The sequence below is a fragment of the Pseudomonas sp. SWRI154 genome (assembly GCF_014268645.1).
GTDB lineage: Bacteria > Pseudomonadota > Gammaproteobacteria > Pseudomonadales > Pseudomonadaceae > Aquipseudomonas > Aquipseudomonas marvdashtae.
Genome location: NZ_JABWQW010000009.1, coordinates 22,755 through 37,107, shown reverse-complemented (window position 1 = coordinate 37,107; position 14,353 = coordinate 22,755). Strand labels below are relative to the sequence as shown.

Annotated in this window: 11 protein-coding genes; 6 read left to right on the top strand and 5 right to left on the bottom strand. The window is 55.9% G+C overall.

The features are described from left to right. Positions 1–316 precede the first annotated feature (316 nt). The 5 genes from mnmE to rpmH form a co-directional block, all read right to left on the bottom strand. Positions 317–1,687, bottom strand: a complete 1,371-nt coding sequence (gene mnmE / locus HU806_RS10390) for a tRNA uridine-5-carboxymethylaminomethyl(34) synthesis GTPase MnmE (protein ID WP_186611294.1) — start codon at positions 1,685–1,687, stop codon at positions 317–319. Between the two features lie 79 nt (positions 1,688–1,766). Beyond that, a complete protein-coding gene (gene yidC, locus HU806_RS10385) occupies positions 1,767–3,449 on the bottom strand; it encodes a membrane protein insertase YidC (protein WP_186611293.1) in 1,683 nt (560 codons plus the stop codon). Positions 3,450–3,451: 2 nt separating this feature from the next. Further along, positions 3,452–3,697 (bottom strand): membrane protein insertion efficiency factor YidD, encoded by a 246-nt coding sequence (gene yidD / locus HU806_RS10380; protein WP_010465488.1) that lies wholly within the window; start codon positions 3,695–3,697, stop codon positions 3,452–3,454. Then, positions 3,690–4,091, bottom strand: a complete 402-nt coding sequence (gene rnpA, locus HU806_RS10375; RefSeq protein WP_039593248.1) for a ribonuclease P protein component — start codon at positions 4,089–4,091, stop codon at positions 3,690–3,692. The genes yidD and rnpA overlap by 8 nt, the downstream gene beginning before the upstream one ends. 16 nt (positions 4,092–4,107) lie before the next feature. After that, positions 4,108–4,242 (bottom strand): 50S ribosomal protein L34, encoded by a 135-nt coding sequence (rpmH, locus tag HU806_RS10370; RefSeq protein ID WP_003213577.1) that lies wholly within the window; start codon positions 4,240–4,242, stop codon positions 4,108–4,110. A 567-nt stretch (positions 4,243–4,809) separates the two neighbouring features. Here rpmH and dnaA point away from each other — a divergent pair. The 6 genes from dnaA to HU806_RS10340 all read left to right on the top strand — a co-directional run bounded on the left by dnaA (position 4,810) and on the right by HU806_RS10340 (position 14,128). Continuing rightward, the gene (dnaA, locus tag HU806_RS10365; protein ID WP_186611292.1) at positions 4,810–6,333 is read left to right on the top strand and encodes a chromosomal replication initiator protein DnaA; all 1,524 of its coding nucleotides are present in this window, start codon (positions 4,810–4,812) and stop codon (positions 6,331–6,333) included. Between the two features lie 39 nt (positions 6,334–6,372). After that, complete coding sequence (dnaN, locus tag HU806_RS10360; RefSeq protein WP_025211054.1) at positions 6,373–7,476, top strand: DNA polymerase III subunit beta; 1,104 nt, start codon at positions 6,373–6,375, stop codon at positions 7,474–7,476. A gap of 14 nt (positions 7,477–7,490) precedes the next feature. Next, complete coding sequence (gene recF, locus HU806_RS10355) at positions 7,491–8,594, top strand: DNA replication/repair protein RecF (protein ID WP_186611291.1); 1,104 nt, start codon at positions 7,491–7,493, stop codon at positions 8,592–8,594. A 5-nt stretch (positions 8,595–8,599) separates the two neighbouring features. After that, positions 8,600–11,017, top strand: a complete 2,418-nt coding sequence (gene gyrB, locus HU806_RS10350) for a DNA topoisomerase (ATP-hydrolyzing) subunit B (RefSeq protein ID WP_186611290.1) — start codon at positions 8,600–8,602, stop codon at positions 11,015–11,017. 226 nt (positions 11,018–11,243) lie between these two features. Continuing rightward, a complete protein-coding gene (locus tag HU806_RS10345; RefSeq protein ID WP_186611289.1) occupies positions 11,244–12,845 on the top strand; it encodes a type I restriction-modification system subunit M in 1,602 nt (533 codons plus the stop codon). Beyond that, the gene (locus HU806_RS10340) at positions 12,842–14,128 is read left to right on the top strand and encodes a restriction endonuclease subunit S (RefSeq protein WP_186611288.1); all 1,287 of its coding nucleotides are present in this window, start codon (positions 12,842–12,844) and stop codon (positions 14,126–14,128) included. The genes HU806_RS10345 and HU806_RS10340 overlap by 4 nt, the downstream gene beginning before the upstream one ends. The last annotated feature ends 225 nt before the right edge of the window (positions 14,129–14,353 follow it).

Sequence of the window (14,353 nt, the reverse complement as noted above, 5' to 3'; positions counted from 1 at the left end):
ACCTTTATTTACTTCGTGTACAGAGATTCAAAACCCTGTGACCATGTGGCAGTGAGGGGCTTGGATAACCGGTGTAAGCCTGTGGATTAAAGGGACAGTTATCCACAGAAGCAGTTATCTTCAGCTTTGGAGGGGATTTATCAACCGATCTCAATGGCAGTTATTCACAGGGCTTGATCCACAGTGAAGAGCCGCTACAGAGTCGCAGCAGCGTCCACAGGCAAGCCGCCATCAAGGGCAATCGTTTAAAAAAGACAGGACCGGGTTTGCGTTGCGCTCGATAGGTTTCGAGGGCAAACCCGGTTTTAAAGGTGGGCTATTTACCGATGCAGAAGCTGGAAAAGATCCGGCCCAGTAAGTCATCGGAACTGAAAGCCCCGGTAATTTCCCCTAGGGAATGCTGGGCCTGGCGCAGATCTTCGGCCAACAATTCGCCAGCCCCCGCCAGGGTCAGCTGCGTACGACCGTGTTCCAAGGCCGCGCTGGCATGGCGCAACGCTTCCAAGTGCCGCCGGCGAGCGCTGAAGCTGCTTTCCGAAGTCTGCTCATAGCCCATGCAAGCCTTGAGGTGCTCGCGCAGCAGCTCCAGGCCTTCACCCGCCGACTTGGCGCTCAGGCTGATGGTCACGTGCCCGTCATGACTGACATCCAAGGCAATCACTTCGCCGGTCAGGTCGGCCTTGTTGCGAATCAGGGTGACTTTCGCCGGGTCCGGACGGACCTCGAGGAATTCAGGCCACAAGGCAAAGGGATCGTCCGCTTCCGGCGCGGTGGCATCCACCACCAGCAATACCCGGTCGGCTTCACCGATGGCCTTGAGCGCACGCTCAACGCCGATTTTTTCCACCTGGTCCTCGGTGTCGCGCAAACCGGCCGTATCCACCACGTGCAGCGGCATGCCGTCGATGTGGATATGTTCACGGAGGATGTCCCGGGTGGTGCCGGCGATCTCGGTGACAATCGCGGCCTCGCGGCCGGCCAGGGCATTCAACAGGCTGGACTTGCCGGCATTCGGCCGCCCAGCGATGACCACGGTCATCCCGTCGCGCAACAATGCACCCTGCCCGGCCTCGCGCAGTACTGTGGATAACTCGGCGCGCACTTTATCGAGCATGCTCAGCACGTGGCCATCGGCCAGGAAGTCGATTTCTTCCTCCGGAAAGTCGATTGCAGCCTCGACGTAGATGCGCAGCCCAATCATTTGTTCGGTGAGGTTATGCACACGCTGGGAAAAAGCGCCCTGCAACGAACGCAAGGCGTTGCGTGCGGCCTGTGCAGAACTGGCTTCGATCAGATCAGCGATGGCTTCGGCCTGGGCCAGGTCGAGTTTGTCGTTGAGGAATGCCCTTTCGCTGAACTCACCCGGACGGGCCAGGCGGCAGCCCAGTTCGAGGCAACGCTTGAGCAGCATGTCCAGCACGATGGGACCGCCGTGTCCTTGCAGTTCCAGTACGTCTTCGCCGGTGAACGAATTCGGCCCAGGGAAATAAAGGGCCAGCCCTTCGTCGAGCACCTGCTGGTCATCACTGAAAAACGGGCCGTAATGGGCGAACCGCGGTTTGAGTTCACGGCCGCTGATAGCCTGGGCCGCGACACTGGCCAATGGCCCGGAAATACGGACGATGCCAACACCGCCGCGACCTTGAGCAGTGGCGACAGCAGCGATGGTTTCACGCGGTGCACTCATAAACCGGTATCCAGACAAAAGTGGCAGATAGCAAAACGCCCCACTAGGGGGCGTTTTGTGTGGTTATCCACAGAGCAAGTTACGCCTCGGCTTTTTTCGCAGCCGCTTCGATCTTACGCGTGATGTACCACTGCTGGGTGATGGACAACACGTTGTTCACAACCCAGTACAGCACAAGACCTGCTGGGAACCAGAGGAAGAAGAAGGTGAAGATAATCGGCATCATCTTCATGACCTTCGCTTGCATCGGATCCGGAGGTGTCGGGTTCAACTGCTGCTGGATAAACATGGTCGCGCCCATGATGATCGGCAGGATGAAGAACGGATCCTTGATCGACAGGTCAGTAATCCACAGCATGAACGGTGCCTGACGCATCTCCACGCTTTCCAGCAGAACCCAGTACAGCGCAAGGAATACTGGCATCTGAACAAGAATTGGCAAGCAACCGCCCAAGGGGTTGATCTTCTCTTTCTTGTACAGCTCCATCATGGCCTGCGACATTTTCTGCCGATCATCGCCATGTTGCTCTTTCAGCGCTGCCAGTTTCGGCGCCACGGCACGCATGCGCGCCATGGATTTATAACTGGCCGCCGACAGTGGGAAAAAGATCCCCTTGATCAGCATGGTCAGGAAAATAATCGACCAGCCCCAGTTACCGACGATGCTGTGGATATGTTGCAGCAACCAGAAGATTGGCTGGGCAATGAACCACAGGAAACCGTAGTCCACGGTCAGTTCCAAGCCTGGGGACAACTCCTTGAGCACAGCCTGGCTTTTTGGCCCGGCGTACAGGATGGCGCTGGTTTCGACTTTCGCACCTGGCGCGGCGGTCAGGGCAGGGCCGGTGTAACCGACGATGTAGTTGCCTTTGCTGTCTTTACGCGTCTGGACGAGGTTGTTTTCGCCCTTCTGTGGAATCCACGCGGTTACAAAATAATGCTGCAACCAGGCAACCCAGCCACCTTGGACGGTTTCCTTGAGCTGCGCCTTGTCCATGTCTTTCATGGACACTTTCTTGTACGGCTCGGAACTTGTCCACAGGGCGGCGCCCAGGTAAGTCGCGGTGCCGGTGGCGGTGCTGGAGGAAGGATCATCGCTGGCGTCACGCTTGAGCTGCGCAAACATCGCGCCAGACCAAGGTTGGGCGCTCTGGTTGTCGACCAGGTAAGTCACAGTCACGTCATACATGCCGCGCTTCAGGGTGAAACGCTTGATGTAATTGACGCCATCCTTGCTGAACTTCAGGTCGGCGACCAATTGGTCCTGACCGTCAGCCAGTTGATAAACCTTCTTCTCCGCCGAATAAACCGGACGACCGGCTGGGTTGGCATCCGGGCCGTTGGCGCCGATCAGGCCGCTTTGGGCCAAATAGGTACGCTCGTTACCGTTGTCGAACAACTGGAACGGGATTTCCGGATGGTCCTGGCGACGCGGATACAAAGGCAGCTTCAACTGGGCGACATCGCCACCTTGTGGATCGATTGCCAGCTCGAGCACGTCGGTCTTGATCTGAATCAGGTCCTTGCTGGCGGCCACGGGGGCTTCGGCTGGAGCACTGGTGTCACTTGCCGCGCGCGGGACATCGTCATTGCTGGCAGTGTTATTGCCAGTTGCTGTATCCGGCAGGCTCGGTGCGGTATTGCTGGCTGCAACATTCTGAGTCGGCAGGGCAGCCTGGCCGTAGTCCTGGTTCCATTTAAGGACCATGACATAGGACACGATTGCCAGGGCGACGATCAGGATCGTGCGTTTGATATCCATGATTACTCGGCCATCGAAGAAGAACGGGAGGTAGGGATAGGCGGAACCGGGTCATAACCGCCGGGATTCCACGGATGACAGCGACCTAAACGACGAAAGGTCAGCCAGCCACCGCGCAGAAGGCCATGATTTTCTATGGCTTCATACGCGTAGCAGGAACAACTGGGGTAGAAACGACAGTGGCTGGCCATCAGAGGACTAATGGCGTAGCGGTAAAACTGGATCGGAACGAGTGCCAGTTTACGCATCGGTACTGTCTACCCCTACAGTTTCGGTGTTGACTGCCGGTGCTGGCTTGTTACGAGCCAGGCGTTTCCAGAGCTTGCCGAAATGCTGAATCAATTCGGGGTTTTCTACATCACCCAAACCTTTGCGCGCGACGATAACAATGTCCCAGCCGACCAGTGAATCCTGGTTCAGGCGAAACGATTCGCGCATCAGACGTTTGAGGCGATTGCGCTGAACGGAGAGCTTTACGCTCTTTTTCCCGATAACCAGCCCGAGTCGGGGGTGATCGAGATCGTTACTGCGCGCAAGGAGCAGGAGATTTTTCCCCGGAACCTTGCCGGTAGGGGAGTCAAAGACTGCCTTGAAATGCCGGGGGGTAAGCAGACGCTTTTCCCGACTGAAGTCCTGACTCACCTCCAGTGCCGGATTATCAAACTGCCAGACGCGCACGACCTTTGGCGCGACGACGCGACAGGACGGCACGACCGTTCTTGGTAGCCATGCGAGCACGGAAACCGTGGGTACGAGCGCGTTTGATAGTGCTTGGTTGGAAAGTACGTTTCATGTCGTGTTACCTGGTTCGTCCACAACGGGCCGGAATGGCCCCCGTTTTAAGAGACCGGGGATTCTAGAGAAAGCAAGCCTCTAGGTCAATTTCCAACCAGCGTTTCCTTTAAATAGATATCCAGGCGCTTGCGGCGGATTCAGCACGCTGCACCAGATATAGAAATAAAGAAGGGAATTATTTAAAGCTTTTCTGTAAAGCTTATAAAAGCAAGGGTGCCACTTATCTGTGGATAACCATGCCGACGCCTTGTAATCCGCTATGTACAGAGAATGACAACTACAGGGGAAAGCGGTGGCAACCCTGTGCCGCGCTGTCGGATAAGCTGTGGGTGGAATAGCTATTTATCCACAGGGCGGTTATCCACTGACTTTAACCCCCAGTTGTACAACGGCCTTAGAGGGGTTTATCCACAGGGCTTATCCACCGACCATCCGTCGCCTTTCTCATGGGTAAGGCGTTGATAAATCATGGACGTTGATCAAGCTGCATGTGGATAAGTGAACGACTGATCGCTACAATGGCCGCTTGTTTTTGCCTCACCGGCTTTCAACTTAGGGGATATCCGTGTCAGTGGAACTTTGGCAGCAGTGCGTGGAGCTTTTGCGCGATGAGCTGCCTGCCCAACAATTCAACACTTGGATCCGTCCACTACAGGTCGAAGCCGAAGGCGACGAGTTGCGTGTCTATGCACCGAACCGTTTCGTTCTCGACTGGGTCAACGAAAAGTACCTGGGCCGGGTCATGGAACTGCTCGACGAGCATGGCAACGGCATGGCGCCCGCGTTGTCCTTATTAATAGGCAGCAAACGCAGCTCGGCGCCGCGGGCCGCTCCCAATGCGCCACTGGCTGCCTCGGCGTCCCAAACCCAGGCTGCCGCCGCACCGGTCAACAACCATGCCGCGCCGGCACCCGCACCTACTTCAAGCAAACGCAACGCACAAAAAATCGCCGAGGTCAGCGAAGAACCTTCAAGGGACAGCTTCGACCCCATGGCGGGTGCAAGCTCCCAGCAGGCCCCGGTACGGGCAGAACAACGCACCGTTCAGGTAGAAGGTGCGCTCAAGCACACCAGCTATCTGAACCGCACCTTTACCTTCGAAAACTTCGTCGAGGGTAAGTCCAACCAGCTGGCCCGGGCGGCAGCCTGGCAGGTGGCGGATAACCCCAAGCATGGCTACAACCCGCTCTTCCTTTATGGCGGTGTTGGCCTGGGTAAAACCCACTTGATGCACGCTGTGGGTAACCATCTATTAAAGAAGAACCCGAATGCCAAGGTTGTCTACCTGCATTCCGAGCGTTTCGTGGCCGACATGGTCAAGGCGCTGCAGCTGAACGCTATCAACGAGTTCAAGCGTTTCTACCGTTCGGTGGATGCTTTGCTGATCGACGATATTCAGTTCTTCGCTCGCAAGGAACGTTCACAGGAAGAGTTTTTCCACACCTTCAACGCATTGCTCGAAGGTGGCCAGCAGGTCATTCTCACCAGCGACCGCTACCCGAAAGAGATCGAAGGCCTGGAAGAACGTTTGAAGTCGCGTTTCGGCTGGGGCCTGACGGTAGCCGTTGAGCCACCGGAGCTGGAAACCCGGGTCGCGATCCTGATGAAGAAGGCCGACCAGGCCAAGGTCGAGTTGCCTCATGACGCGGCGTTCTTCATCGCTCAGCGTATTCGCTCGAACGTGCGCGAGCTTGAAGGTGCGCTTAAACGCGTTATCGCCCACTCGCATTTCATGGGCCGCGATATCACCATCGAGCTGATTCGCGAATCGCTGAAGGATCTGTTGGCGCTTCAGGATAAGCTGGTATCTGTGGATAACATTCAGCGCACCGTTGCTGAGTACTACAAGATCAAGATATCCGATCTGCTATCGAAGCGCCGTTCGCGATCGGTGGCGCGTCCACGTCAGGTGGCGATGGCCTTGTCCAAGGAACTGACCAACCACAGCCTGCCGGAGATCGGTGATGTGTTTGGCGGACGTGACCATACCACCGTGCTGCACGCCTGCCGCAAGATCAATGAACTTAAGGAATCCGACGCGGACATCCGCGAGGACTACAAGAACCTGCTGCGTACACTGACCACTTGATGACCACCAGCGCAGCTTATTAAGGCAAGGGACTAGACCATGCATTTCACCATTCAACGCGAAGCCCTGTTGAAACCCCTGCAACTGGTCGCGGGCGTTGTCGAACGCCGCCAGACCTTGCCGGTACTTTCCAACGTGCTGCTGGTTGTCGAAGGCCAGCAACTGTCGCTGACCGGTACCGACCTGGAAGTCGAACTGGTTGGTCGTGTCCAACTTGAAGAGCCGGCCGATCCAGGCTCCATCACAGTGCCCGCGCGCAAGCTGATGGATATCTGCAAGAGCCTGCCAAACGATGCGCTGATCGATATCAAGGTCGATGAGCAAAAGCTCGTCGTCAAGGCGGGCCGTAGCCGCTTCACTTTGTCGACCCTGCCGGCGAATGACTTCCCGACCGTGGAAGAAGGCCCAGGCTCGCTGACTTGCAGCCTTGAGCAAAGCAAGTTGCGTCGCCTGATTGAGCGCACCAGTTTCGCCATGGCCCAGCAAGACGTGCGCTACTACCTCAACGGCATGTTGTTGGAAGTCTCCGCGGGCATCATCCGCGCCGTGGCCACCGACGGTCACCGCTTGGCGATGTGCTCGATGCAAGCCGATATCGGCCAACCGGATCGTCATCAGGTGATCGTACCGCGCAAAGGTATCCTTGAATTGGCGCGCCTGCTGACTGAGCCCGACGGCAACGTCAGCATCGTGCTGGGCCAGCATCACATCCGTGCGACCACGGGTGAATTCACTTTCACTTCGAAGCTGGTAGACGGCAAGTTCCCGGATTACGAACGTGTGTTGCCAAAAGGTGGCGACAAACTCGTGCTGGGTGACCGGCAGGCACTGCGCGAAGCCTTCAGCCGAACCGCGATTCTGTCCAACGAGAAGTACCGTGGCATTCGCCTGCAATTGGCCAATGGTCAGCTGAAAATCCAGGCGAACAACCCGGAGCAGGAAGAAGCGGAAGAAGAAGTAGGCGTGGACTACAACGGTGGCTCCCTGGAAATCGGCTTCAACGTCAGCTATTTGCTCGACGTGCTGGGCGTGATGACCACTGAGCAGGTACGACTGATCCTGTCTGACTCCAACAGCAGTGCGCTGGTGCAAGAGTCCGATAACGACGATTCGGCCTACGTTGTCATGCCGATGCGTCTGTAATCAGAATCAGCTAGATGTCCTTAAGTCGCGTCTCGGTCACCGCGGTGCGCAATCTGCACCCGGTGACCTTCTCCCCTTCCCCCCGCATCAATATCCTTTACGGCGCCAACGGCAGCGGCAAAACCAGCGTCCTGGAAGCCGTGCACCTGCTTGGGCTTGCCCGTTCGTTTCGAAGCAGCCGTCTGTTACCGGTCATCCAGTACGAGCAACTTGCGTGCACGGTGTTCGGGCAGGTGGAACTGGCGGAAGGTGGCCACAGCGCCCTGGGGATCTCGCGGGACCGGCAAGGCGAGTTCCAGATCCGCATCGATGGGCAGAATGCCCGCAGTGCCGCGCAACTGGCAGAGATTCTTCCGCTGCAGCTGATCAACCCGGACAGCTTCCGACTGCTGGAGGGCGCGCCGAAGATTCGTCGGCAGTTTCTCGACTGGGGTGTGTTCCACGTGGAACCACGTTTCATGGCGACTTGGCAGCGCTTGCAGAAGGCGCTGCGCCAGCGAAACTCTTGGCTGCGACATGGTACACTTGACGCCGTTTCACAGGCGGTTTGGGACAGGGAACTGTGTCAAGCCAGTGCTGAAATTGATGAATACCGCCGTGCTTACATCAAAGCCTTGAAACCGGTCTTTGAACAGACCTTGAGCGAGTTGGTTGAGCTTGAGGGCCTGACGCTCAGCTATTACCGAGGTTGGGACAAGGACCGGGAGTTGAGTGCCGTATTGGCTGGCTCGCTTCAGCGTGATCAGCAGATGGGCCATACCCAGGCCGGACCACAACGTGCTGACTTGCGTCTCAGATTGGGCGCACACAACGCCGCGGACATTCTGTCCCGAGGTCAGCAGAAACTGGTGGTGTGTGCCTTGCGTATTGCCCAGGGGCATCTGGTCAGCCAGGCCCGTCGCGGTCAGTGTATTTATCTGGTGGATGACTTGCCGTCCGAACTGGACGAAGCCCACCGCCGCGCGCTGTGCCGCTTGCTGGAAGACTTACGCTGCCAAGTGTTCATCACTTGTGTAGACCACGAATTATTGAGGGAAGGCTGGCAGACGGAAACGCCAGTTGCTCTGTTCCACGTGGAACAGGGCCGTATCACCCAGACCCACGACCATCGGGAGTGAAGGCATTGAGCGAAGAAAATACGTACGACTCAACAAGCATTAAAGTGCTTAAAGGCCTGGATGCCGTACGCAAACGTCCCGGTATGTACATTGGCGACACCGACGATGGTAGTGGTCTGCACCACATGGTGTTCGAGGTAGTCGACAACTCCATCGACGAAGCCCTCGCCGGCCACTGCGACGACATCAGTATCATTATCCACCCGGATGAATCCATCACCGTTCGCGACAACGGCCGTGGCATCCCGGTAGACGTGCACAAAGAAGAAGGCGTATCTGCGGCTGAGGTCATCATGACCGTGCTGCACGCCGGCGGTAAATTCGACGACAACTCCTACAAAGTATCCGGCGGTCTCCACGGTGTAGGCGTTTCCGTTGTAAACGCCCTGTCCGAAAAGCTTGTTCTTACCGTACGCCGCAGCGGCAAGATCTGGGAACAAACCTACGTTCACGGTGTGCCTCAGGCACCGATGGCGATCGTGGGCGACAGCGAAAGCACCGGCACCCAGATCCACTTCAAGGCTTCGAGCGAAACCTTCAAGAACATCCATTTCAGCTGGGACATCCTGGCCAAGCGGATTCGTGAACTGTCTTTCCTCAACTCCGGTGTGGGCATCGTCCTCAAGGACGAACGCAGCGGCAAGGAAGAGCTGTTCAAATACGAAGGTGGCCTGCGTGCATTCGTTGAATACTTGAACACCAACAAGACCCCGGTCAACCAGGTGTTCCACTTCAACGTCCAGCGTGAAGACGGCATCGGCGTGGAAATCGCCTTGCAGTGGAACGACAGCTTCAATGAGAACCTGTTGTGCTTCACCAATAACATTCCGCAGCGCGACGGCGGTACTCACCTGGTGGGCTTCCGTTCGGCGCTGACGCGTAACCTGAACAACTACATCGAACAGGAAGGGCTGGCGAAGAAGCACAAAGTTGCCACCACCGGTGACGATGCTCGTGAAGGCCTGACCGCGATCATCTCGGTTAAGGTGCCGGATCCGAAGTTCAGCTCCCAGACCAAGGACAAGCTGGTGTCTTCCGAAGTGAAGACCGCGGTCGAACAGGAAATGGGCAAGTACTTCTCCGACTTCCTGCTGGAGAACCCGAACGAAGCCAAGCTGGTGGTCGGCAAGATGATCGACGCCGCTCGTGCCCGTGAAGCGGCGCGCAAGGCCCGTGAGATGACTCGCCGCAAAGGCGCGCTGGACATCGCCGGCCTGCCGGGCAAACTGGCTGACTGCCAGGAAAAGGACCCTGCCCTGTCCGAGCTGTACCTGGTGGAAGGTGACTCTGCTGGCGGTTCCGCCAAGCAGGGTCGCAACCGCCGTACCCAGGCCATCCTGCCTCTCAAGGGCAAAATCCTCAACGTCGAGAAGGCGCGCTTCGACAAGATGATTTCCTCCCAGGAAGTCGGCACCTTGATCACCGCGCTGGGCTGCGGCATTGGCCGCGAAGAGTACAACATCGACAAGTTGCGCTATCACAACATCATCATCATGACCGATGCTGACGTCGACGGGTCGCACATCCGTACCCTGCTGCTGACCTTCTTCTTCCGTCAGTTGCCGGAGCTGATCGAGCGCGGCTACATCTACATCGCCCAGCCGCCGCTGTACAAGGTCAAAAAAGGCAAGCAAGAGCAATACATCAAAGACGACGACGCCATGGAAGAGTACATGACGCAATCGGCCCTGGAAGATGCGAGCCTGCACCTGAACGAAGATGCCCCGGGCATTTCCGGCGAAGCCCTTGAGCGTCTGGTGAATGACTTCCGCCTGGTGATGAAGACCCTCAAGCGCCTATCGCGCCTGTACCCACAGGAACTGACCGAGCACTTCATCTACCTGCCAGCCGTGAGCCTGGAGCAGTTGTCCGATCACGCTGCGATGCAGGATTGGCTGGCCCAGTACGAAGTACGCCTGCGCACTGTCGAGAAATCCGGCCTGGTCTACAAAGCCAGCCTGCGTGAAGACCGTGAGCGTAACGTCTGGCTGCCGGAAGTCGAATTGATTTCCCACGGCTTGTCGAACTACGTCACCTTCAACCGCGACTTCTTCGGCAGCAATGACTACAAGACCGTCGTATCCCTCGGTGCGCAACTGAGCACGCTGCTGGACGAAGGCGCATACATCCAGCGCGGTGAGCGCAAGAAAGCCGTCACCGAGTTCAAGGAAGCCCTTGAATGGCTGATGGCCGAAAGCACCAAGCGCCATACCATCCAGCGATACAAAGGTCTGGGCGAGATGAACCCGGATCAGTTGTGGGAAACCACCATGGATCCGAGCTCGCGCCGCATGCTGAAAGTCACCATCGAAGACGCCATTGGCGCGGACCAGATTTTCAACACCCTGATGGGTGATGCGGTCGAGCCTCGTCGTGACTTCATCGAGAGCAATGCGTTGGCGGTGTCCAACCTGGATTTCTGATCCGGTGTCGATGGGCACATTAAGTGTCGTAACTGGGCGGGATACTGTCGCTCTTTAACGAAACCCCGGCCTCGTGCCGGGGTTTCGTCGTTTTAGGAGATGGTTTTTCGGGCCTAAGGTGATGCTGACTTGTACAATCGAGCCCAATTTTTTTTCCAGTATGTCTGAGTGCAGTCGCAACAATAGTCGGCGCTGGGCATCATGCTTTGTAGGGACTGATTTACCCATGGCTCATAAGTTGTCACTCGAAACGCTCGAATCTTGGCTTTGGGAGTCTGCGAATATTCTGCGCGGTTCTATCGACTCTTCCGACTTCAAGAACTACATTTTCGGACTGCTTTTCCTCAAGCGATACAATGACGTGTTTGACGAACGTGTCGCTAAGTTAATGGACGACGAAAAACTGAGCTACGGTGATGCTCAGGAAGAAATCGAGGAAAAATGGGGCAAGTTCCCTATCAGTGCCCGCTGGTTTGATCTCATTTCTCGCACGGAAAACATTGGCGAAGCGTTGGATAAGGCTTTTGCGACCATCGAGGCCAACAGCCCCGAATTGCAACACGTGCTGACTGCCACTCAATACGGCGACAAACGGGTGCTATCGGATGCCACCTTGCAGCGCCTGCTGCGCCACTTTAACCAGTACAAGCTCGGCAATGGCGACCTGTACAAGGCTGACATGCTGGGCGATGCATACGAGTATCTGATCAAGCAGTTTGCCGACGACGCGGGTAAGAAAGGTGGCGAGTTCTATACGCCCAAGGCTGTGGTGCAATTAGTGGTTGAGCTAATCGATCCGCAACCTGGCCACAGTGTGTATGATCCTACCTGTGGCAGTGGCGGCATGTTGGTGGAGAGCGCTCACCATGTATCTGGTTTGCCCAACGGCACTCTGATGGGTAAACCCAATGTGTTGCTGCACGGGCAAGAGAAGAACTTGGGCACCTGGGCCATAGCTAAACTCAATCTTTACCTGCACAACATGCATGCATCTATTGAACGTGGGGATACGCTGGTCGAGCCCAAGCACCTCAACGGCGATTACCTAAAGACCTTTGATCGCGTGATTGCTAACCCTCCGTTCTCAGCCAAATCCTGGTGGACTCCGCTGGAGTTAAGCAACGAAAACGAACAGGAGAACGGCAAGAAGGCCAAAGCGCCAAATTACAAGCAGGTCAGTGACCCCTATGGCCGGTTGGTATATGGCGTCCCGCCACGGGGCTATGCTGACCTTGCCTTTGCTCAACATATGCTGGCCAGCCTCAAGGCCGACGGTCGCATGGGCATTATCCTGCCCCATGGCGTGCTGTTCCGCAGTGGTGAGGAAGGCAAGATTCGTGAGGGACTGCTGTTCGGCACCGACGCCGCCAGCGGTAATCAGCCGGGCGACCTGATTGAAGCAATTGTCGGCCTGCCCTCTGCCTTGTTCTACAACACCGGCATCCCGGCTTGCGTGCTAATCCTGAACAAGCAGAAACCCGCTGCCCTCAAGGGTCTGGTCATCATCATCGATGCCAGTCGTGACTACCTCGAAGGCAAGGCGCAGAACAGCCTGCGTGCTGAAGACCTCACGCGCATCGTCAGCACTCACAAGGCAGCATTCGAACAGCAAGCCGAGGTCGAAAACTATTGTCGGCTAGTGAAGCTGGACGAAATCCGCAGCAATGACGGCAACCTCAACATTGCCCGCTATATCGACAATGGTAAGGCCCAAAAAGTCGTGGACGTGGCAGCCATCTTGGATGAACTGGCAATGCTCGCCGAGGAGGAAGCGCAGGTTGATAGTCGATTGAATGGCTATTTGGCAGAGTTGGGATTTACCAGATGAAAGTCGATCTCATCGAAACTGTTGTTGGATTGGTACCAAAATCTTGGTGCATTCAGAATCTTGAAGACATTTCCGGCTTCATTACAAAAGGTGGAACACCAACTACGTATGGCTTTGACTGGGCTGATGAGGATAGCGGGGTTCCATTTTTTCGTAGTGAATGCGTAACCGATAACGGCTTTAATCTTAAAGGAATGAATTTTATTCATGCTGATGCTCATCGGCAGATGAATCGCTCCGAGGTAAAGCCAGGCGATCTATTGATGACCATCACTGGAAATATTGGTCGAGTTGCACGAGCGCCAATAGATTTTTTTTCAGCAAACATAAATCAACACATTGCGAGAATCCGGATTCAGGACGGATTAGAAGTAAGCGCTGACTATGTGTATCAGTGTTTGAAACACGATGGTTATGTGACTCATTATCGTGCCATCTTGACTGGTCAGGCATATCCGCAAATCAGTTTGCAGCAGGTTCGTGAAACGCCAATCCCGCTGCCGACCTTTCCTGAGCAACAGAAAATCGCCACTATCCTCACAGCTGTGGACGATAAAATGGACGTTATAGCCCGACAGATTGAAGCCACACAAGGCCTAAAACAGGGCCTGATGCAAACCCTGTTCAGCTGGGGCGTAGGAACCCAAGATGCTGCCGATTGGCCCACTGTGCCGCTACAGGAGGTCGCGGAAGTTCGTACCGGTGTTGCAAAAGGCAAAAAGGGGCTGAAGGAGCCTGCCGAATTACCATATCTGCGCGTTGCCAATGTGCAGGATGGGCATATCGATCTCGCTGAGGTAAAAACCATTGCGGTGGAGGCGGCCCAGCTTGAACGCTATGCGCTTCAGCCTGGTGATGTACTGATGACCGAAGGTGGGGATTTCGACAAGCTAGGCCGTGGGGATGTTTGGAAGGGTCAGATATCTCCGTGCCTTCATCAGAACCACGTCTTTGCGGTACGACCAGATCCCTCCAAACTGAATTCTTATTACCTCGCGGCGTTAGCAGCGAGTGATTATGGCCGACAATATTTTCTCTCGTGCTCTAAACGCACTACAAATCTAGCAAGTATCAACTCATCCCAGTTAAAGACTTTCCCAGTGCTTTTGCCACCTTTGGATGAGCAAGTACGTATTGCCGATATTGTGGCTGCCGCCAATGCTCGAATTGAAACACTGAAAACGAAAAAGGCCCACTACCAAACCCTCAAACGCGGCTTGATGCAAAAGCTGCTAACCGGCGAATGGCGGGTCAAGCTCGATAGTCTTACCGGTACAGCTTGAGTTTTATTCATGGATGAAATAACCCTCCTACCCTCGGATCCTGGACCTAACCTTCAGCGCACCGTGCAGGGCAAGCTAGGGCGCTACATGTTCCAGTTGCATCAGTACGACCGGCTGCTCAAAGCCATGGTGACCCCATAGCGAGGTGAATGGCCCACCGGAGCGACTTCAGGCTATCCGTGACGAGAAGGTTGCATGCGCATCCATGAGTCTCAGCAGTTTGAA

What these genes read in the sequence shown, in the direction of transcription:
- HU806_RS10345 (WP_186611289.1), top strand. Translation starts at nt 11,244, where the DNA reads ATGGCTCATAAGTTGTCACTCGAAACGCTCGAATCTTGGCTTTGGGAG.
- dnaN (WP_025211054.1), top strand. Translation starts at nt 6,373, where the DNA reads ATGCATTTCACCATTCAACGCGAAGCCCTGTTGAAACCCCTGCAACTG.
- mnmE (WP_186611294.1), bottom strand. Translation starts at nt 1,687, where the DNA reads ATGAGTGCACCGCGTGAAACCATCGCTGCTGTCGCCACTGCTCAAGGT.
- HU806_RS10340 (WP_186611288.1), top strand. Translation starts at nt 12,842, where the DNA reads ATGAAAGTCGATCTCATCGAAACTGTTGTTGGATTGGTACCAAAATCT.
- recF (WP_186611291.1), top strand. Translation starts at nt 7,491, where the DNA reads ATGTCCTTAAGTCGCGTCTCGGTCACCGCGGTGCGCAATCTGCACCCG.
- yidC (WP_186611293.1), bottom strand. Translation starts at nt 3,449, where the DNA reads ATGGATATCAAACGCACGATCCTGATCGTCGCCCTGGCAATCGTGTCC.
- yidD (WP_010465488.1), bottom strand. Translation starts at nt 3,697, where the DNA reads ATGCGTAAACTGGCACTCGTTCCGATCCAGTTTTACCGCTACGCCATT.
- rpmH (WP_003213577.1), bottom strand. Translation starts at nt 4,242, where the DNA reads ATGAAACGTACTTTCCAACCAAGCACTATCAAACGCGCTCGTACCCAC.